The organism is Streptomyces sp. NPDC006458 (genome assembly GCF_040612135.1).
Classification (GTDB): domain Bacteria; phylum Actinomycetota; class Actinomycetes; order Streptomycetales; family Streptomycetaceae; genus Streptomyces.
Window position 1 is genome coordinate 37,099 of sequence record NZ_JBEXPR010000017.1, and the last position, 18,089, is coordinate 55,187.

The following is an 18,089-nucleotide window of genomic DNA, read 5'->3' on the forward strand; positions in this document are numbered from 1 at the left end:
GCGGTTGCCGGTGTTTTGCGGGTGCGGGTGCGGGTGCGGTTTCGGTTCGTTGTGGTTCGTGCGTGGGTGTTGTTCCAAGGCTCGCTGTTTGTTCCGGGGCGGCTGTTTACTGAAGTCATGCCCGATGTCCGGCTGGCCTCGTCGCAGGGCCGATGGATCCTGCTCACCACCGTGCTCGGCTCCAGCATGGCGCTGCTGGACTCGACCGTCGTCAACGTCGCCCTCCCGGCCATCGGCCGCGACCTGGACGCCGACCTCGCCGTTCTTCAGTGGACGGTCAACGCGTACATGGTCACGCTGGCCGGGCTGATCCTGCTCGGCGGGTCTCTGGGCGACCGCTACGGCCGTCGGAAGATCTTCGTGATCGGTGTGGTGTGGTTCGCCGTGGCGTCCCTGCTGTGCGGGCTCGCGCCGGACGCGGGTGTGCTCGTCTTTGCGCGGGCCCTTCAGGGCGTCGGCGGCGCACTGCTCACGCCGGGGTCCCTCGCGCTGATCCAGGCGTCCTTCCATCCCGACGACCGGGGCCGCGCGGTCGGCCTCTGGTCCGGGTTCGGCGGCATCGGCGCGGCCGTCGGGCCGTTCCTGGGCGGCTGGCTGGTGGACGGGCCGGGCTGGCGGTGGGTGTTCCTGCTGAACGTCCCGCTGGCCCTGCTGTGCGTGCCGGTGGCCCTGCGGCACGTCCCCGAGTCCGGCGACGGCCGCCGTCACGGTCGCTTCGACGTGCTGGGTGCCCTGCTGGGGGCGGCGGCGCTCGCGCTCGTGACGTACGCGCTGATCGAGGCGCGGGGCGGGGGTGTGATCGTGGCGGTGACGGCGGTCGCGGGTGTCGCGGCCGGGGTGGCGTTCGTGTACGTCGAGAAGCGCCGGCCCGATCCGATGATGCCGCCGGGCATCTTCGCCTCACGCCAGTTCACGTCGGTCAACCTGGTCACGCTGTGCGTGTACGCGGCGTTCGCCGGGTTCTTCTTCCTGTCGGTGCTCCAGCTCCAGGTGGTGTCGGGGTACAGCGCGCTGGCGGCGGGGACGGCGCTGTTGCCCACGACGGTGCTGATGCTGTTGTTCTCGGCGCGGGCGGGTGAGCTGGGGGAGAAGATCGGGCCTCGCATTCCGCTGACGGTGGGGCCGTTGCTGTGTGCGGCAGGGATGCTGCTGATGCTGCGGGTGGGGGAGGACGCGGACTATGTGACGGACGTGCTGCCGGCGCTGTTGGTGCTGGGGCTGGGCATGGTGACGCTGGTCGCGCCGCTGACCGCGACCGTGCTGGCGTCGGTGGACGTGGCCAGGGCGGGGCTGGCCAGTGGCATCAACAACGCGGCCGCGCGGGCGGCGGGGCTGGTGGCGGTGGCCGCGCTGCCGTTGCTGGCGGGCATGGGGCCGGAGGCGTATCGCTCGGCGGAGGCGTTCGACGCGGCGTTCCGTCGGGCGATGCCCTTGTGTGCGGGGGTTCTGGTGGTCGGCGCGGGCCTGGCCTTCGCGGCCGTCCGCCGACCGGACCCCGGCTGCCGACGTCCCGAATGCCGCCGCTTCGCCTCGGTGACGTCCCCGCCCCTGGAGGGGGAGCCGGCCCGGCGTCGTCTGTCCTGACGGGGTGCCTGCGGCGGCCCGCTTGTGTTCGGTGGGGGTTGCGGTAGCGCCCGTCGCGGGTGGGTTGTGCGGGGCCGCGTCGGGGGGTGTCCGTCCTCGGTCCGCCGATCAGGTTGCCCACGGGGGCTGAGGGTGGTCGGCGGCGGCCGCTGCGGGCGGACACCCCCCGCCCCGTCCCCTCCCCGCCGTACGCGACTTCCCGTCGCCCGTCGCCCGTCGCTGCGGACTTCCCGCCGTTCGTCGCCCGTCGCTACGGACTTCCCGTCGTTCGTCGCTCAGGGCTTCCCGTCGCCCGTCGCTTCGGGCTGCGTGCCGCCCGTCGCTGCGGGCATGCGTGCCGCTAGGGGCGGCACGGGTGGGCGCGGCGGCACCTCGTCGCGCCGGGTTGCGCGCCGCCCCTGCCTCGGCTGCCGCCCAGCGGCACCTCGTCGTGCCGGGTTGCGCGCCGCCCCTGCCTCGGCTGCCGCCCAGCGGCACCTCGTCGCGCCGGGTTGCGCACCGTCCCTGCCTCGGCTGCTGTCCGGCGGCTCGTCGTCGTGCCGGGTTGCGCGCCGCGCCTGCTTCGGTTGCTGTCCGGCGGCTCGTCGTCGTGCCGGGTTGCGCACCGTCCCTGCCTCGGCTGCCGCCCAGCGGCACCTCGTCGCGCCGGGTTGCGCAGGCGCCCCGCCCCCAGTCACCCCGCCGTCCAGCCCGGCAAACACGCCCACCTCCTCCCAGCCCCCTCACCAGGCAGCGCCCACCGCCGTGGATGTACCAGACTGGAAGTCATGACGATTCACGAGAACCTCCTCGGCGGCCCGCCCCCGACCCACCTGCCCGACGACCCCGAGCCCCGGGAACTGCTGGCCGCAGGCACCCCCGCGGCGGAAGTCGCCGCCAAGTACCCCACCTCCTCCCTTGCCTGGGCCCGCCTCGCCGACGAGGCCTACGAGCGGGGCAGCGTCGTGGAGTCGTACGCCTACGCCCGCACCGGCTACCACCGCGGCCTGGACTCCCTGCGCCGCAACGGCTGGAAGGGCCACGGCCCGGTCCCGTGGGAGCACGAGCCGAACCGCGGCTTCCTGCGCGCCCTGCACGGCCTCGCCCGCGCGGCGGGGTCGATCGGCGAGCAGGAGGAGTACGAGCGCTGCTCCCAGTTCCTGAAGGACTCCTCCCCCACGGCGGCCCAGACCCTGGGCTAGCCGTCCCGTGGGCCCGCCCGAATGTTCGGGCGGGCCTTGCGTGAAAAGGGTGGGATTGCGGAGGATGCCGGTGGGGACCGGGGCCCCCGTGCCGGCATCGGCAGGGGCGGACCGCTACCCGGAGTACACACACAGGAGACAGCGATGTCCCAAGAGGCTCATGAGGCCCACGAGCCCGAGACTCCGCATCTCGACTTCGAAGGCACGACGCCGTACGAGGACTACGTCAAGGCGGACGTGCTCACCCACCTCCAGCACACCCTCTCCGACGATCCCGGAGAGATGGTCTTCCTGGTCACCACCCAGGTGATGGAGCTGTGGTTCACGGTCATCGTGCACGAGTGGGAGACCGCCGCACGCGCCCTGCGCGGCGACGACGTCCCCACCGCCCAGGCCGCCCTGAAGCGCTCGGTCCGCGAACTGGAGGCGCTCAACGCCTCCTGGAAGCCGCTCGGCCAGCTCACCCCGGCCCAGTTCAACGCGTACCGCGGCGCCCTCGGCGAGGGCTCCGGCTTCCAGTCGGCGATGTACCGCCGCATGGAGTTCCTGCTCGGCGAGAAGTCCGCCTCCATGCTGGTCCCGCACCGCGGCGCGCCCCGCGTCCACGCGGAGCTGGAGAAGGCCCTGCACGAGCCGAGCCTGTACGACGAGGTCCTGCGCCTGCTCGCCCGCCGCGGTCACGCGATACCGGCGTCCGTGCTGACGCGCGATGTCGCGCTGCGTTACGACCCGTCCGACGCGGTCGAGGCCGTGTGGACCGCGGTCTACGCCGGCGACCCGGACGACGAGGTCGCCCGCCTCGGCGAGGCCCTGACGGACGTCGCCGAACTGGTGTGGCGCTGGCGCAACGACCACCTCGTCGCCACCCGCCGCGCGATGGGCGCCAAGGCCGGGACCGGCGGCTCCGCAGGCGTCGCCTGGCTGGAGAAGCGGGCGCGCAAGAACGTCTTCCCCGAGCTGTGGACGGCGAGGTCCCATGTCTGAGCTGACGGAGAAGGCCCGGAAGGCGGACACCGTTGACGAACTCGCCGCCAAGCGCGGCGAGTTCGTGCTGGACGACGTCGTCTATCTCGACGGCAACTCGTTGGGCGCCCTGCCCCTCGCCGTCCCCGGCCGGGTCGAGGACGTGGTGCGCCGGCAGTGGGGCGAACTGCGCATCCGTTCCTGGGACGAGAGCGGCTGGTGGACCGCGCCCGAGCGGATCGGCGACCGGATCGCCCCGCTGGTGGGTGCCGGGGCCGGGCAGATCGTGGTCGGCGACTCCACGAGCGTCAATGTCTTCAAGGCGCTTGTCGCCGCCGTGCGGATCGCCGGGGACGACCGGGACGAGATCCTGGTCGACGCCACGACCTTCCCCACGGACGGCTACATCGCCGAGTCCGCCGCCCGGATGACCGGCCGCACCCTGCGGCCCGTGACCCCGGCCGAGGTGCCGTACGCGCTCGGCGACCGTACGGCCGCGGTGCTGCTCAACCACGTCGACTACCGCACCGGCAGACTGCACGACCTGCCCGCCCTCACGGCGGCCGTCCGCGCGGCGGGCGCGCTGTCGGTCTGGGATCTCTGCCACAGCGCGGGCGCGCTCCCCGTCGGGCTGGACGAGCACGGAGTCGACGTGGCCGTCGGCTGCACTTACAAGTACCTGAACGGCGGCCCGGGTTCACCGGCGTACCTGTACGTCCGGCACGGCCTGCAGGACCGTTTCGACTCCCCGCTGCCCGGCTGGAACTCCCACGCCGAGCCCTTCGGCATGCGGTCCTCCTACGAACCGGCCCCGGGCTCGCTGCGCGGCCGCGTCGGCACGCCGGACATCCTGTCCATGCTGGCCCTGGAAGCCGCACTGGAGGTGTGGGACGACGTGTCGGTCGACGCCGTCCGTGCCAAGTCCCTCGCGCTGACGGACCTCTTCCTGGAGTGCGTGGCCGAGTACGTGCCCGCGGGCCGTGTCGAGTCCCTCACCCCGGTGACTCACGCGGAGCGCGGCAGCCAGGTCGCCCTGCGCTGCGAGGACGCCGGTGAGGTCATGAAGCGCCTCATCGAGCGCGGTGTCGTGGGCGACTTCCGCGCGCCGGACGTCCTGCGGTTCGGATTCACGCCGTTGTACGTGGGATTCGCGGACGTCGAGCGGGCGGCCCGGCTGCTGGGGGAGGTTCTGACCCGTCCCTCTTGATCCCGTGCGCGGTGAGACGGGCTTGAGGCGCGCGTCGTGACCGGCAGGCCCGTCGGCCTGCCGGTCGGGCGGCTGCGTAGGTGGTGCGTCCGCTGCCCTTCCTACCAGGCCAGTTGGGCGATCTCCTCCGCCACCACCGCGCACGCGTCCGCCGCCGGGTCGATCAGCGGGAAGTGGCCCACGTCCTCCAGCAGGGTCAGGCCCACCACCTCGCCCGCCTTGGCCGCCGCGTCCGCGTAGGACTCGGCGACGGCCTGCGGGACCACGTCGTCGGTCCGGCCCTGCACGAGCGTCGTGGCGATGCCGGTGGGCAGCAGGAACGCGGGGTCGGCGTACGGCAGTCGCTCCGCGAACTTCTCCTGGCCGCCGAGGAGTTGCAGCGAAGCGTTGCCGCAGACGTCGAGCTTCTCGGCGACGGTGAAGTCGGCGATCGGGGCGAGGGCGACGACCCCGCGCAGGGCGGCGGGGCCGTGCGTGCGCCAGGGCGCGTCGGCGGGCAGCACATGCCGGGCCGCCGCCCACAGGGCCAGGTGGCCGCCGGCGGAGTGGCCGGTGATCACCGTGCGGTGGGGGTCGGCCTGCGGCAGCGCCTCGGCGAGGGCGGGCAGCGCGTCCAGCGCGGCGGCGATGTCGTCGAAGGTGTCAGGCCAGCGGCCCGCGACGGGTGTGCCCGCGGTCTGCGGCTCGGCGGGGCCACGGCGGTACTCCACGCTCGCCACCGCGAAGCCCCGGCGGGCCAGGAAGTCCGCGAACGGGCTGATGTGCGCGCGGTCGTACGGGGCCCGCCACGCGCCGCCGTGCAGGACGACGACCAGCGGCGCCGAGCCGCCGTCGGGTGCGTTCTCGCCGCGTGGTGCGTAGAAGTCGATCACCTGGTCGGGGTGGTCGCCGTACGCGGCGGTGACGTCGGGGGCGACGGGCGGGTGCGAGAAGGCCGACTCCTCCTCGGCGGCGGCCCGTGCTGTTGCGGCGTCGTCCGGCATGCTCCAACCTCTCAGCGGCGATACGGAATTGGCGGACCAGGTGAGAGCGGCCGGGTGGGTGATCCGACCGATGGCGGGGACGCTATCAGGCCGGTGACGTGCGCGGACACGGGGATGTCACGCACGGTGAGGGGAAAACGGTTCGGCCTGGTGGGTGTTCGTCGGCGGAACGGCCGTCATACCCGTAGTACCTGAGAGCTACGTGACGAAAGAGCTCCGGAGCGTGACGCGAGTGACGGGCGGGGATTCGTAGCGTCTTCCTCGGATGCCCGATCGGCGGGCGTGGGGGAGGGGCTTCGCTGTGGGTGTGGGTGCGGGTGGGCGTTTCGGCGTGGGTGTGGGTGCGGGGGCGGGTGCGGGTGGGCACTTGGGTGCGGGTCGTGGAGGGGGCGGGGGCTTTGGTGTGGGTGCCGGTGGGGGCGCCGGTGCGGGTGCGTGCTTCGGTGTGGGCGCCGGTGCCGGTGTGGGTGCCGGGGCGGGTGCGGGTGCGGGTGCGGGTGCCGCTCCGGGTGGGGGTTCCGGTGCCGGTGGGCGTGGTCTGTGGAGGGCTCGGCGTCCCCACCGGTGGCGTCGCGCGCTGGTCGCCGCGCTGGTCACCAGTGCCGTGGTGTTTCCACTCTCCGCCGCGGCTCAGCCGCGCATACCCGCCCCGCCACCGGCCCGCACCGGGCCCGTCACCGCCGCCACCCTGGACGAGGTGTACGCCGCGCACCGGGCCACCGCCGCGCGGGCCTCGCGCATGGCCGAGGCGCACGGCGACCGGCACCGGGCGGAGGCGGAGCGCGCGCTCGCCCAGCCGTCCCGGCGCCTGCTGTCCTTCGACGGACGGGGGCAGGGCCGTGCGGTGGAGGTCTTCGGCGACCTGGCCCACGCGGAGCGCGTCGCCGTGCTCGTGCCCGGTTCCGACACCTCGCTCGACACGTACGGCCGGCTGCGCACGAGCGCGGTCGCCCTGCATCGGCGTCTCACCGCCGAGACCCCGCCCGGCACCCGTACGGCGGTCGTCGCCTGGCTCGGCTACAGCACCCCGGGCACGGTCAGCACGGCGGTCCTCACCACCGGCCGCGCGGACGAAGGAGCGGCAGGGCTGCGGGAGTTCCTCCGCACGCTGCACGGCGTCACCGGACCGGGCACCGCCGTGGCCCTGCTCTGCCACTCGTACGGCTCGGTGGTCTGCGCCCGAGCGGCCGAGGGGGCGGTGGTGGACGACGTGGTCCTGCTCGGCAGTCCCGGCACGGGCGCGGCCGACGTGGCGGAGCTGCGCACGCGGGCCCGGGTGTGGGCGGCGCGGGGTGCCGACGACTGGGTGGCGGACGTGCCGCATGTGCGGGCGGACCTGTTCGGCACGACCGTCGGGCTCGGCACGGATCCGGTCTCCCCGGCCTTCGGCGCTCGGGTGTTCGCGGCGGGGCCGGGCGGCCACAGCGACTATTTCGTACCGGGCTCGCCGAGCCTGGCCAACCTCGCCCGGATCGTGCTCGGATCGGAGGTGCGTCATGGGTGAGCGGGCGGTGGGTGCCGGTGGGGCGGGCATACCTCCTTGTCCTGTGCGGGTTTCCGTTCCCGCGCGAGGCGCCACCGGCCGGCGGCGGAGTGTGCTGCTGCGGGCCGCCCGGCTGGACGCCGTCACTCCGGACGACCGCGACCGCGCGGTGGACGCCCTGCGCGCGATCGGCATCCTCGGCGTGGTCCTCGGGCACTGGCTGGTGACGGCGCTGGTCTCGGACAGCGGGCGGCTGCACACCGCGAGTCCGCTGGGGTCGATGCCGTGGCTGGCGCCGATCTCCTGGGTGTTCCAGACGCTGGCCGTGTTCTTCCTGGTCGGCGGGCAGGTGGCGGCCCGGGGTCTGGGTTCGGCGCGGGCGCGCGGGGTGCCGTACCGGAGATGGCTGGGGCGGCGGCTGGCCCGGCTGTTCCGGCCGGTGGGGGCGGTGCTGGGGCTGTGGGCCGTGGCCTCGGCCGGGCTGCTGCTGTCCGGCACGGACCTGGGCACGGTGCGCACGCTGGTCAAACTCGCCCTGTCCCCGCTGTGGTTCCTGCTTGTCTTCGCGGCGCTGACGGCGGCGACCCCGCTGCTGGCCCGGGTGCATCCGCTGTGGCCGCTGGCGGTCGTGCTCCATGTCGACCTGGTGCGCTTCGGGCTGGGCGGACCGCAGTGGCTCGGCTGGGTGAATCTGGTCGCGGGCTGGGCCGTTCCGTTCACGCTGGGCGCGGCCTGGACGCGGGGCGAGCTGGAGGGCCGTCGGGCCGGGTGGCTGCTGCTGGGCGGCGGGGCGGCGGTGACGGCCCTGCTGGTGGTGTGCGCGGGGTATCCGGCGTCGATGGTCGGGGTGCCGGGCGCCCCTGTGTCCAACCTCAACCCGCCGACGCTGGCCGCCGTCACCTTCGGGCTGGCCCAGTGCGGTGCCGCCCTGCTGCTGCGGGAGCGGCTGCGCCGGGGGATGCGCGGGCCCGTGGCGTGGGCGGTGGTGGTGGGGGCCAATCTCTCGGCGATGACGGTCTTCCTGTGGCACCAGACCGCCCTGATGGCCACCACCGCCACCGGTCTGCTGCTCGGGCCGCTGCCCGGCCTGCACACCGCTCCCGAGGGGCTGGGCTGGGTCGTGGCGAGGCTCGCCTGGCTGCCGGTGTTCGCCCTGGTCCTCGCGGTGTGCTGGGCTGCGTTCCGCTTCCGCGAGTGGGACAGCGGCGGCCGGCGCCCCGCAACACCCTTTCCCGCCCGCGCGATTCCCGTGGCCGGGTCCGTCGTCGACGTCCACAGGCCGGCCAAGGAGGAGGTACCGCATGTCTAGGGTGAGAGGTATGAAGGGCACGGGGGAGGCGCGGCGGCGGTCACGGGCGGGCGGGGGCGGCACCGGTTACGGGCTGGGGACCCTGCGTGAGGACCTGTTGCATTTCGAGGCGGCACCGCTGCCGCCGTCGCTGTGGCTGCGCTGGCTGCCGCACGGCGTGGTCTGTCTGATCGCGGTGACCGTGATCGGCACCGGCGCGTCCCTGCTGTCCGAGACCTACGGCCAGAACGCCCAGTACGCGCTGCTGCTGTCGCTGGCGCAGGGCGCGGCCGTGCTGCTGGCGCTGTGGCGGCCGGTACCGGCCTGGCTGCTGTCGACGGCGGCCGCCGTGATGACCGCGCTGGGGGCCAGATCCCAGCTGATCTCGGGGCAGGCCGAGGGGGATCCCGCCTGGCCGTGGGCCGCGCCCGCCCTGGTGGGGCACGCGCTGGTGCTGTTGCTGCTCGCGCTGCGCGTTCCGACGAGGGTGGCCGTCGAGGCGCTGGCCGTGACCGTGCTGGCCACCTATCTCATCGAGGGTGTCGTCGGCGCCGCCGGCTACGAGCCGACCGGGGTGACGGCGGTGGCCGTGTTCGCCGCCGTCACCCTGCTCGGCACGGCCCTGCACGGCCGCCGGGAGGCCCGCCACCGGCTGGAGAAACAGGAGGAGATCACCGCCGAGGAGCGCGCCCGCCGCACCCTGCTGGAGGAACGCAGCCGGATCGCACGGGAGTTGCACGACGTGGTGGCCCATCACATGTCGGTGATCTCCATCCAGGCCCAGGTCGCCCCGCATCTGGTGCGGGATCCGCCCGAGGAACTCAAGGAGAACCTCGCCGGCATCCGGCAGAACGCCGTGGAGGCCCTCACCGAGCTGCGCCGTGTCCTCGGCGTGCTGCGCTCGGAGCTGCCCGAGGACCTGGACGGCCTCGGTGAGGCGGTGGGCGGCAGCAACCCCGACGCCCCCCAGCCCAACCTCGACCGGCTCGAAGCGCTGATCGACAACACCCGTACGGCGGGCCTGACCGTCAACACCCGGGTCATAGGCGAGCCGGCCGGCCCCTATCCGCCCGGGGTGGAGCTGTCGGCGTACCGGATCGTGCAGGAGGCGCTGAGCAACGTCCTGCGGCACGCGCCCGGCACGAGCGTGACAGTGGAGGTCACGCACTTCCGCGACGGCCTGTATCTCGGGGTCATCAACTCCCGCCCCCAGCAGCCCGTTCCGCCGTCGCCGGGGGCCGGGCACGGTCTGCTGGGCATGCGCGAGCGGGCGGCGATGCTCGGCGGGCACCTCTGTGCGACCCGGATGTTCCAGGGCGGCTTCGCGGTGACGGCGTTCCTGCCCAGAGAGGGCGGAGCGGCCGCGCCCCGGCACCCTGACCCCAGGTTCGAGCCGGAGGTCACCTTCCCCGACGACAGTCAGATCGTGTTCGTGACAGGAGACGAGAGCCCATGAAGAGCGGTGCGATCAGCGTCCTCATCGCCGACGACCAGGAGTTGGTCCGCCAGGGCTTCACCGTGCTGCTCGACACCCAGCCGGACATCGAGGTCGTCGGCCAGGCGGTGAACGGGCGGGACGCGGTCGCCAAGGTCGCCGAACTCGCCCCGGACGTCGTCCTGATGGACATCCGCCTGCCCGAGATGGGCGGTATCGAGGCCACCAGCCGTGTCACCGAGGAGACCACCGGGACCAAGGTGCTCGTGCTGACCACCTTCGACCTCGACGAGTATGTGTACGAGGCGCTGCGGGCCGGGGCGTCCGGGTTCCTGCTGAAGGACACCTCCGCGGACCAGCTCGCCGAGGCGGTCCGGGTCGTCGCCGCCGGGGACGCGCTGCTCGCGCCCGGCATCACCCGCCGTCTGATCGCCGAGTTCTCCCGGCTCGACGGGGCGCCCCGCCCGCCGCTCAAGGAGCGTGTGGGCGACCTGACCGAGCGGGAGACGGAGGTCCTGGCGCTCATCGCCCGGGGCCTGTCGAACGCGGAGATCGCGGAGAAGCTGGTGGTCGCCGAACAGACGGTGAAGACGCACGTCGGCCGGATCCTGGTGAAGCTGGGGCTGAGGGACCGGACGCAGGCGGCGGTGTTCGCGTACGAGTCGGGGCTGGTGCGGCCGACGGGGTACTGAGGGGCAGGGGGAAGCCTGCCGCGACGGCGGGGGAAACCTGCCGGGGCGACCCGTAGTACCTGAGAGGGACGCCGGAGGACCCCCCTCACTGGTGACGACGGTGACAGGCGGCCGGGCCTACCGTTTTGTACGTGACCCAGACGACGCACACGGGCGGTGGCGGGACGCGGCCGACCACGCCGGAGAAACCGTACGAACCCTACAAGCCGAGCAGCCCCGAGTTCAGGGCGGCGATGGCGGCGCTGCGCGGCATGCAACAGGATCTGATGCACGACGCCTTCGCCTACTGTCCGCTGCCCCGCCTGGCTCCGGACGGCCCGCGGATCGGCAAGCTGCCGACGCGCCTGCGCCGGTACGCGGTGTGGACGCCGCACGCGGTGGTGGCGGTGCTGGCGTGGATCGCGCTGACCTCCGGGATCACGACGGGCCGGAACGTGGGCGAGCCGCTGGGGATCGCGGCGGCGCTGATCCCCGCGGTGGCGGTGCTGCTGACCCTGGTCCGGCCGGTCGGCGCGTTCTGGGTGTCGCTGGCCTCGACACCGGTGCTCGCGGTGATCGGCGACACGTGGGTCGGCTGGCCCTGGCAGCCGGGCAGCTTCGCCGCGCATCTGTTCGTGATGACGATCGTCGCGATACGCACCCGGCCGCGCGCCGCCGCCTGGATGTGGCTGCTGACCGCGGCGTACGGTCTGGCGGCCGACCTCACCCGGCAGACGTACTACGACTCGGACACCACGGCCATGCTGTTCCTGTCGGCGGTCGCGCTGCTGCTGGTGACGCTGCTGCACGTGCGGCGCGAGGCCGCGCAGGAGGTGACGGCCCAGCAGACGGTGACCGAGCGGGAGCGTTCCCGGCGCACCCTGCTGGAGGAGCGCACCACCATCGCACGCGAGCTGCACGACGTGGTCGCCCACCACATGTCGGTCGTCGCCATCCAGGCCGAGGCCGCCCCCTACCGGGTGGAGAACCCGCCGCCGGAGCTGGAGCGCGCCTTCGTCACGATCCGGGAGAACGCGGTGGCGGCCCTCACCGAGCTGCGCCGGGTCCTGGGTGTGGTCCGCGCCGAGGACTACGAGGCCCCGGACGCCCCGCAGCCCACCCTGGCGGACCTCGACGCCCTGCTGGCCAACGTCCGTGACGCGGGCCTGGACGTGGACAAGTTCGTCACCGGCGCGATACGTGAACTCCCGCAGGGCGTGGAGCTGTCGGCGTACCGGATCGTGCAGGAGGCGCTGAGCAATGTGCTCCGGCACGCGCCGGGCGCGAGTGCCCGGGTGGAGATCGGCTATGTGATCGGCGGTCTGGGCCTGCGCATAGTCAACGGCCCGCCGCCCGCACCGGGCCTGGTGAAGCCCTCGCCGGGGGCCGGGCACGGCATCACCGGCATGCGTGAGCGGGTGACGATGCTGGACGGCGGGATGACCGCGGCGAGCACGCCCGAGGGCGGCTACGAGGTGACGGTGTTCCTGCCGGTCGCGGCGGCGAGCGAGGCCGGGGCATGACCATCCGGGTGCTGATCGCCGACGACCAGATGATGGTGCGGGAGGGCTTCTCCGTCCTGCTCAACGCGATGCCGGGCATCGAGGTCGTGGGTGAGGCGGTCAACGGCCGCGAGGCGGTGGCCAAGGTCCGCGAACTCGCCCCGGACGTCGTCCTGATGGACATCCGCATGCCCGAGCTGAACGGCATCGAGGCAACGCGGGAGATCGTGGCGGCGGACGGTGCGGCGAGGGTGCTGGTGCTGACGACGTTCGACCTGGACGAGTACGTGTACCAGGCGCTGCGGGCCGGGGCGTCCGGCTTCCTGCTGAAGGACGCCTCGGCCCGTCAACTGGCCGATGGAGTCAGGGTGGTGGCGGCGGGCGAGGCACTGCTGGCGCCTTCGGTGACGAAGCGGCTGATCAGCGAGTTCGCGAAGCTGTCGGACGTCCCGCGGCGGGCGGCGCAGGCGGCGGACGCCGCCTGCGGTGAGCTGACCGAGCGCGAGACGGAGGTGCTGGTGCTGATCGCGCAGGGGCTGTCCAACGCCGAGATCGCGGAGCGGCTGGTGGTCGCCGAGTCGACGATCAAGACGCATGTGAGCCGGATCCTGGTGAAGCTGGGGCTCAGGGACCGGACGCAGGCGGCGGTGTTCGCGTACGAGGCGCGGTTGGTGGTGCCGGGGTGAGCGGCGGGCCCTGCCCCGGGCCGGTCAGGAGAGGGGGATCGCGATGACCATCGCGAGGCACAGGGCGAACATCAGCAGAGCGGGGACGGCGCAGAAGATCATCGGGAGCAGCAGGGTCCTGCGCCCGAGGAGCAGGTCGCGCTCGGTGCCGTTGAAGGGGTCGCTGGGGTCGTAGACGATCTCGACCTGTTCGCCTCGGTAACCGTTGGGTGTGTAGGCGAACTGCTTGCCGTTCAGATCGGTGAAGTCGTAGATGTGCATCCCGTCGATGTAGCCCTGGTACCGCGCCATCACCGAGACTCCGTGCCGGGGCAGCCGCCACGCCGGGGTGTCGAACGGCGACCAGTGCACCGCGAAGGCGCCGAAGGTGCCGGTGATGAAGCCGCCCATCCATACGAGGAAGGAGAGTTCGGGTTCGTCGGCGAGCGAGACGACCACGGTCTGCGCGATGAGCAGGACGGTGAGCGCCAGCAGTCCCAGCCGGATGCGTCGGCGCTTCCTCAGCTTTCGGCCCTCGTCGTCGAGCCCTCGCGCGATGACGAGGGAGGCGCCGTCGGCGGCGGGTTCGGCCACGCCGGGCAGCGCGGCGTTGACGGCCTGGGCGAAGGCGTCGCCGGCCGCCTCGCTGACCTGTTCGACGCGATGGGTGGGGGGCTTGCCGCGCGCTGCCGTGAGCTGCACCTCGACCACCCGCTGGGCGCTGCGGACCCGGGCGACGGCGGCCAGGGGTATCTCCAGCTCCTTGGCGCCCCGGCGCAGGATCAGGGCCGAGCCGTCGAACTGGAGAGAGGTGTTCCTGCGGCCCCGCAGGACGGGGACTGACGGCGGCGTGATCGACATGGCGTGATCGTAGAGGCCGGGTGTGGATCTTGGGGAGGCCGTTTTCCCGTGGGCGGTGCGTACGGCCGGGAGGCGTGGCGCGAGCCCCCTGGCCACGGACCGGACGGGCGGGTTACGGTCCGGGCATGTCAGGCCGTACTGATCTCGCGTTCGACCCCTGGGACCCGGCGTTTCTCGCGGACCCGTACCCCGCCTACGCGGAGCTGCGGGACAAGGGGCGGGTCCTGTACTACGAGCCCACCGGGCAGTGGCTGGTGCCGCACCACGCGGATGTGGCGGCGCTGCTGCGGGACAGACGGCTGGGGCGGACGTACCGGCACAGGTTCACGCACGAGGACTTCGGGCGGACGGCGCCCGACCCGGAGCACGAGCCGTTCCACACGCTGAACGATCACGGGATGCTCGACCTGGAGCCGCCGGACCACACCAGGATCCGGCGGCTGGTGTCGAAGGCGTTCACGCCCCGGACGGTGGAGCGGCTGAAGCCGTATGTGGAGCGGCTGGCCGGTGAGCTGGTGGACCGGCTGGTGACGGCCGGGGGCGGGGATCTGCTCGCGGATGTGGCCGAGCCGCTGCCGGTGGCCGTGATCGCGGAGATGCTGGGGGTGCCGGAGGCGGACCGGGCGCCGCTCAGGCCCTGGTCGGCGGACATCTGCGGGATGTACGAGCTGAACCCGTCGGAGGAGGCGGCGACCCGCGCGGTACGGGCGTCCGTCGAGTTCTCCGACTATCTGCGGGAGCTGATCGCCGAGCGGCGCAAGGAGCCCGGGGACGACCTGATCTCCGGGCTGATCGCGGCCCACGACGAGGGCGACCGGCTCAGTGAGCAGGAGATGATCTCGACCTGTGTCCTGCTGCTGAACGCCGGTCACGAGGCCACCGTGAACGCCACGGTGAACGGCTGGTACGCGCTGTTCCGCAACCCCGGCCGACTCGCCGCGCTGCGCGCCGATCACGCGCTGGTGCCCGCCGCCGTCGAGGAGCTGATGCGTTACGACACCCCGCTCCAGATGTTCGAGCGCTGGGTGCTGGACGAGGTCGAGATCGACGGGACGGTGATCCCGCGCGGTGCGGAACTCGCCCTGCTCTTCGGCTCGGCCAATCACGACCCCGCCGTGTTCACCGACCCCGAGCGCCTCGACCTCACCCGCGCCGAGAACCCGCACATCTCCTTCAGCGCCGGCATCCACTACTGCATCGGTGCCCCGCTGGCCCGGCTGGAGCTCGCCGCCTCCATGACGGCCCTGCTGGAGCGCGCCCCGGCCCTGCGGCTCGCCGAGGAGCCCCGGCGCAAGCCGAACTTCGTGATCCGGGGGCTGGAGGGACTCGCGGTCGAGGTGGCGTGAGCCGTCCCGCGGAGCTCACGCGGCACCTCGCCCGCCGTGCGGATCCCTTCAGCCGCTGCGCATGTCCCGTCGCCTGAGGCCGGCCAGGCCCGCGCCGACCAGCGCCACGGCGATCACCGTCAGGGCCGTCACCGGACCCCAGGCCATCTCGCCGCCCGGCAGCTTGGGGAGGTGGCCGAAGGGCGAGAGGTCGAGGACGGGCTGAGGCATGTCCAGAGCCGGGCCCACCCAGCCGAGCAGGAGGACCGCCCCGGCCACCGCCCAGGCGGCCGTGGCCGCGCGGGGGAGAACGCCGTACAGCAGTACCGCCAGGCCGCCGACGGTCCAGACCGCCGGGAGCTGGACCAGACAGGCGGCCAGGATCGGTCCCGCCTCCTTGCCATGGCCCGCCGCCAGGCCCAGGCCGGCCAGGAGCATGATCAGGGCGCTGCCGCCGAAGGCGATCAGCAGATGGCCGGACGCCCACCGGGTCCGGCCGACGGGGGCCGCCAGCAGGGGTTCGGCCCGGCCCGAGGTCTCCTCGCCGTGCAGGCGCAGGACGGATGCCACGACGTACAGCGCGGCGACAAGGCCGAAGAAGCCCGCCATCGAGGCGAGGAAGGCCTCCGTCAGGGCCGACTGGCCGCCCATGCGCCGGAAGATCTCGCGGGCCCGGTCGTTGTCGCCGACGAGGTCGGCCGCGCCCTCGGCCATGGCGCCGTAGACGGCCCCGGCGAGCAGGAACGCGGCGCTCCAGCCCAGCACACCGCCCCGCTGGAGGCGCCAGGCCAGGGAACCGGCGGTGCCCAGGCGGCCGGTGGCCGGGCCGGGCCGGGTGGCGAGGAAGCCCATGCCGACGTCGCGGCGGCCGGCCAGTTCGTAGGCGATCGCGGCCTGGACGAGGATCGCCGCCGCGAACAGCGGCAGGACCCACCAGCGTTCGTGGGAGTAGGGCCGCAGGTTCTCCAGCCAGCCCAGCGGGGACAGCCAGGTCAGGGGTGACGAGCCGTCGTCCGCCGCCGCGTCGCCCGCCGCGCGCAGCACGAACGCGGCCCCCAGGACCGCCGCCGTCAGCCCGCGCGCGAGCCGCGCGCTCTCCGTGAGCTGCGCGGCGATCGCCGCCGTCGTCGCGAACAGCAGGCCGACCCCGGCGATCCCCAGCCCGAAGGCCAGGGCCCCGGTGCCGCCCTGCGGGAACAGTCCTGCGGTGATCAGCGCGGCCAGGACGGCATCGGCGACGGCCGCCGTGAGCAGGGCCGCCGTCAGCGGGGCCCGGCGGCCGACCATCGCGGAGGAGATCAGCTCCTGGCGGCCGCTCTCCTCCTCGTCGCGGGTGTGGCGTACGACGATCAGCAGGCTCATCATGGCCGCGAGGGCACCGGCGTAGACGCCCACGCGCCAGACCGTCAGGGCTCCGTACGAGTCGCCGAGGACCGGGCCGATCATCGCGCGCAGGGAGGGGTTGGCCGCCATCTGGTGGACGAGGTCGGCGCGTTCGGCCGGGGTGCCGTACAAGCTCCTGATCGTGTTCGGCATGGACAGGACCATCGGGGCGTTCACGCCGATCCAGACCGGGATCGTCCCGCGGTCGCGGCGCAGGGCGAAGCGCTGCAGCGTCCCCGTCCCGGCCAGCGGGCGCGAGCCGCGCGGCCGTGCGGCGAAGAGCGCGGCGGTCATCGGGCCACCTCGCCTAGGTCGTCCTGGTAGTGACGCAGGAACAGTTCCTCCAGGGTCGGCGGCGTCGAGGTCAGGGACCGCACCCCCGACTCGCCGAGTGACCGCAGGACGGCGTCCAGCTTGTCCGTGTCGACCTGGAGGCGGACGCGGCGGCCCTGGACGTGGAGGTCGTGGACGCCGGGAGGCGGGAGAGGCTCCCGTGACGGGGCGACCGTGGCCGTGTCAGCGCTGGGTTCTCCGATGACCGGGTCGGGCGGGTCGCGTCAGCGCTGTGCTCTCTCGTGACGGGGCGACCGTGGCCGCGTCAGCGCTGAGCTGTCCGTGGCTGCCCGCCGTCGGCGGCTTTCCGGCCGTCGCGGCGTCCCGGCGCGGATCAGCCCGGCAGCATCAGGCCCAGGGCTCCCTCGTGGAGGATCCAGGTGCGGCGGCGGACCGGGCCGGAGACCGTCGCGTCGGCGCGGTAGCGGAAGTCCGCTCCGGAGACGGTGACCTGGCGGCCAGAGGCCCGCAGGGGCAGGGCGTCCGCGCCCACGGAGACCGGGTGGACCTCCACGGCGGCCGACCCGACGGGGCCCGGCGTCACCGAGACCTCCCGCACGGGCTGGTCCAGGTCCACCAGGGTCACCCCGTCGACCTCCACCCGCAGCCGGGCGGGCCCCGCCACGGGAGGCGCGGCGGCAGGCTCACGGGGCGGCCGGGTGGCCCCCAGCGCCCGCACCAGCGAACGGGCCGACCGCAGCCAGGGCACACCGCTCTCGGCGCCCTCCGGCGCACCCGCACCCGCCCCCGCGCCCACCGCGTGGACCGGCGGGATCCGCAGGCCGCCGAGGACCACGCCGTCACTGTCGTCGACCAGGACGTCCAGCCGCCGTTCCACCCCGTCCAGCACGGCCCGCGCGGCGGCCACCGCCCCGGTGGGCACGCCCAGTGAACCCGCCAGCGACAGCATCGCCCCGACCGGCACCACGGACAGCACGCACTCGGCCAGCTCCCGCCGCCGGTGCAGCAGGGACACCGTGCGGACCAGGGCGCTGTCGTCACCGATGACGACAGGGCGGCGCGAGCCGCGGCGCGCCAGGGCGCGGGCGAATTCGTCCGGCCCGTCCGGGAGGCACACCTTGGTGGCCGCACCCGCGCTGAGCACGTCTTTCGCGATCCGTACGGACTCTCCGTCCATCGCCCGAGCCATCGGATCGATCACCACGAGCAGCTGATCGGATGTCGCGAAAGTCGCCACCTCGGCCATGCCTCGCTTCCTCGGGTA

15 protein-coding genes and 1 pseudogene are annotated in these 18,089 nt (G+C 73.6%); 11 read left to right on the forward strand and 5 right to left on the reverse strand.

Annotated features, from left to right (window positions below; translation table 11 throughout):
• Window positions 1-117 precede the first annotated feature (117 nt).
• The 4 genes from ABZZ79_RS23110 (at window position 118) to kynU (ending at window position 4,935) form a co-directional block, all read left to right on the forward strand.
• Window positions 118-1,584, forward strand: a complete 1,467-nt coding sequence (locus ABZZ79_RS23110) for an MFS transporter (protein WP_356691502.1) — start codon at window positions 118-120, stop codon at window positions 1,582-1,584.
• A gap of 767 nt (window positions 1,585-2,351) precedes the next feature.
• Window positions 2,352-2,765, forward strand: a complete 414-nt coding sequence (locus ABZZ79_RS23115; protein WP_356691504.1) for a DUF3151 domain-containing protein — start codon at window positions 2,352-2,354, stop codon at window positions 2,763-2,765.
• Between the two features lie 144 nt (window positions 2,766-2,909).
• The gene (locus tag ABZZ79_RS23120) at window positions 2,910-3,749 is read left to right on the forward strand and encodes a tryptophan 2,3-dioxygenase family protein (protein WP_356691506.1); all 840 of its coding nucleotides are present in this window, start codon (window positions 2,910-2,912) and stop codon (window positions 3,747-3,749) included.
• The gene (kynU, locus tag ABZZ79_RS23125; protein ID WP_356691508.1) at window positions 3,742-4,935 is read left to right on the forward strand and encodes a kynureninase; all 1,194 of its coding nucleotides are present in this window, start codon (window positions 3,742-3,744) and stop codon (window positions 4,933-4,935) included. The genes ABZZ79_RS23120 and kynU overlap by 8 nt, the downstream gene beginning before the upstream one ends.
• Before the next feature lie 101 nt (window positions 4,936-5,036).
• On the opposite strand, the gene ABZZ79_RS23130 is transcribed toward kynU, so the two are convergent.
• Entirely contained in the window at window positions 5,037-5,918 is an 882-nt protein-coding gene (locus ABZZ79_RS23130) for an alpha/beta hydrolase (RefSeq protein ID WP_356691510.1), read from the reverse strand.
• Window positions 5,919-6,456: 538 nt separating this feature from the next.
• Here ABZZ79_RS23130 and ABZZ79_RS23135 point away from each other — a divergent pair.
• The 6 genes from ABZZ79_RS23135 to ABZZ79_RS23160 all read left to right on the forward strand — a co-directional run bounded on the left by ABZZ79_RS23135 (window position 6,457) and on the right by ABZZ79_RS23160 (window position 12,983).
• Window positions 6,457-7,422, forward strand: coding sequence for an alpha/beta hydrolase (locus ABZZ79_RS23135; RefSeq protein WP_356691765.1), 966 nt, complete (start codon window positions 6,457-6,459; stop codon window positions 7,420-7,422).
• Window positions 7,423-7,465: 43 nt separating this feature from the next.
• Window positions 7,466-8,710, forward strand: coding sequence for an acyltransferase (locus ABZZ79_RS23140; protein WP_356691512.1), 1,245 nt, complete (start codon window positions 7,466-7,468; stop codon window positions 8,708-8,710).
• A complete protein-coding gene (locus ABZZ79_RS23145; protein WP_356691514.1) occupies window positions 8,703-10,145 on the forward strand; it encodes a sensor histidine kinase in 1,443 nt (480 codons plus the stop codon). Before ABZZ79_RS23140 ends, ABZZ79_RS23145 begins: the two co-directional genes overlap by 8 nt.
• Window positions 10,142-10,816, forward strand: coding sequence for a response regulator transcription factor (locus ABZZ79_RS23150; RefSeq protein WP_356691516.1), 675 nt, complete (start codon window positions 10,142-10,144; stop codon window positions 10,814-10,816). The genes ABZZ79_RS23145 and ABZZ79_RS23150 overlap by 4 nt, the downstream gene beginning before the upstream one ends.
• A gap of 131 nt (window positions 10,817-10,947) precedes the next feature.
• Entirely contained in the window at window positions 10,948-12,318 is a 1,371-nt protein-coding gene (locus ABZZ79_RS23155; protein ID WP_356691518.1) for a histidine kinase, read from the forward strand.
• Complete coding sequence (locus tag ABZZ79_RS23160) at window positions 12,315-12,983, forward strand: response regulator transcription factor (protein WP_356691520.1); 669 nt, start codon at window positions 12,315-12,317, stop codon at window positions 12,981-12,983. The genes ABZZ79_RS23155 and ABZZ79_RS23160 overlap by 4 nt, the downstream gene beginning before the upstream one ends.
• Before the next feature lie 24 nt (window positions 12,984-13,007).
• Here ABZZ79_RS23160 and ABZZ79_RS23165 read toward each other — a convergent pair whose 3' ends face one another.
• Complete coding sequence (locus ABZZ79_RS23165; RefSeq protein WP_356691522.1) at window positions 13,008-13,823, reverse strand: hypothetical protein; 816 nt, start codon at window positions 13,821-13,823, stop codon at window positions 13,008-13,010.
• Window positions 13,824-13,948: 125 nt separating this feature from the next.
• Here ABZZ79_RS23165 and ABZZ79_RS23170 point away from each other — a divergent pair, with 125 nt between their 5' ends.
• Complete coding sequence (locus ABZZ79_RS23170; RefSeq protein WP_356691524.1) at window positions 13,949-15,169, forward strand: cytochrome P450; 1,221 nt, start codon at window positions 13,949-13,951, stop codon at window positions 15,167-15,169.
• Between the two features lie 48 nt (window positions 15,170-15,217).
• Here ABZZ79_RS23170 and ABZZ79_RS23175 read toward each other — a convergent pair whose 3' ends face one another.
• The 3 genes and pseudogenes from ABZZ79_RS23175 to ABZZ79_RS23185 all read right to left on the reverse strand — a co-directional run bounded on the left by ABZZ79_RS23175 (window position 15,218) and on the right by ABZZ79_RS23185 (window position 18,071).
• A complete protein-coding gene (locus ABZZ79_RS23175; protein ID WP_356691526.1) occupies window positions 15,218-16,825 on the reverse strand; it encodes an ABC transporter permease in 1,608 nt (535 codons plus the stop codon).
• Window positions 16,822-17,007, reverse strand: a pseudogene (locus tag ABZZ79_RS23180) (ABC transporter); the annotation flags it as partial. The pseudogene ABZZ79_RS23180 and the gene ABZZ79_RS23175, both read right to left, overlap by 4 nt.
• Window positions 17,008-17,198: 191 nt before the next feature.
• On the reverse strand, window positions 17,199-18,071 hold the full coding sequence (locus ABZZ79_RS23185; protein WP_356691528.1) for a diacylglycerol kinase: 873 nt from the start codon (window positions 18,069-18,071) through the stop codon (window positions 17,199-17,201).
• Window positions 18,072-18,089 lie beyond the last annotated feature (18 nt).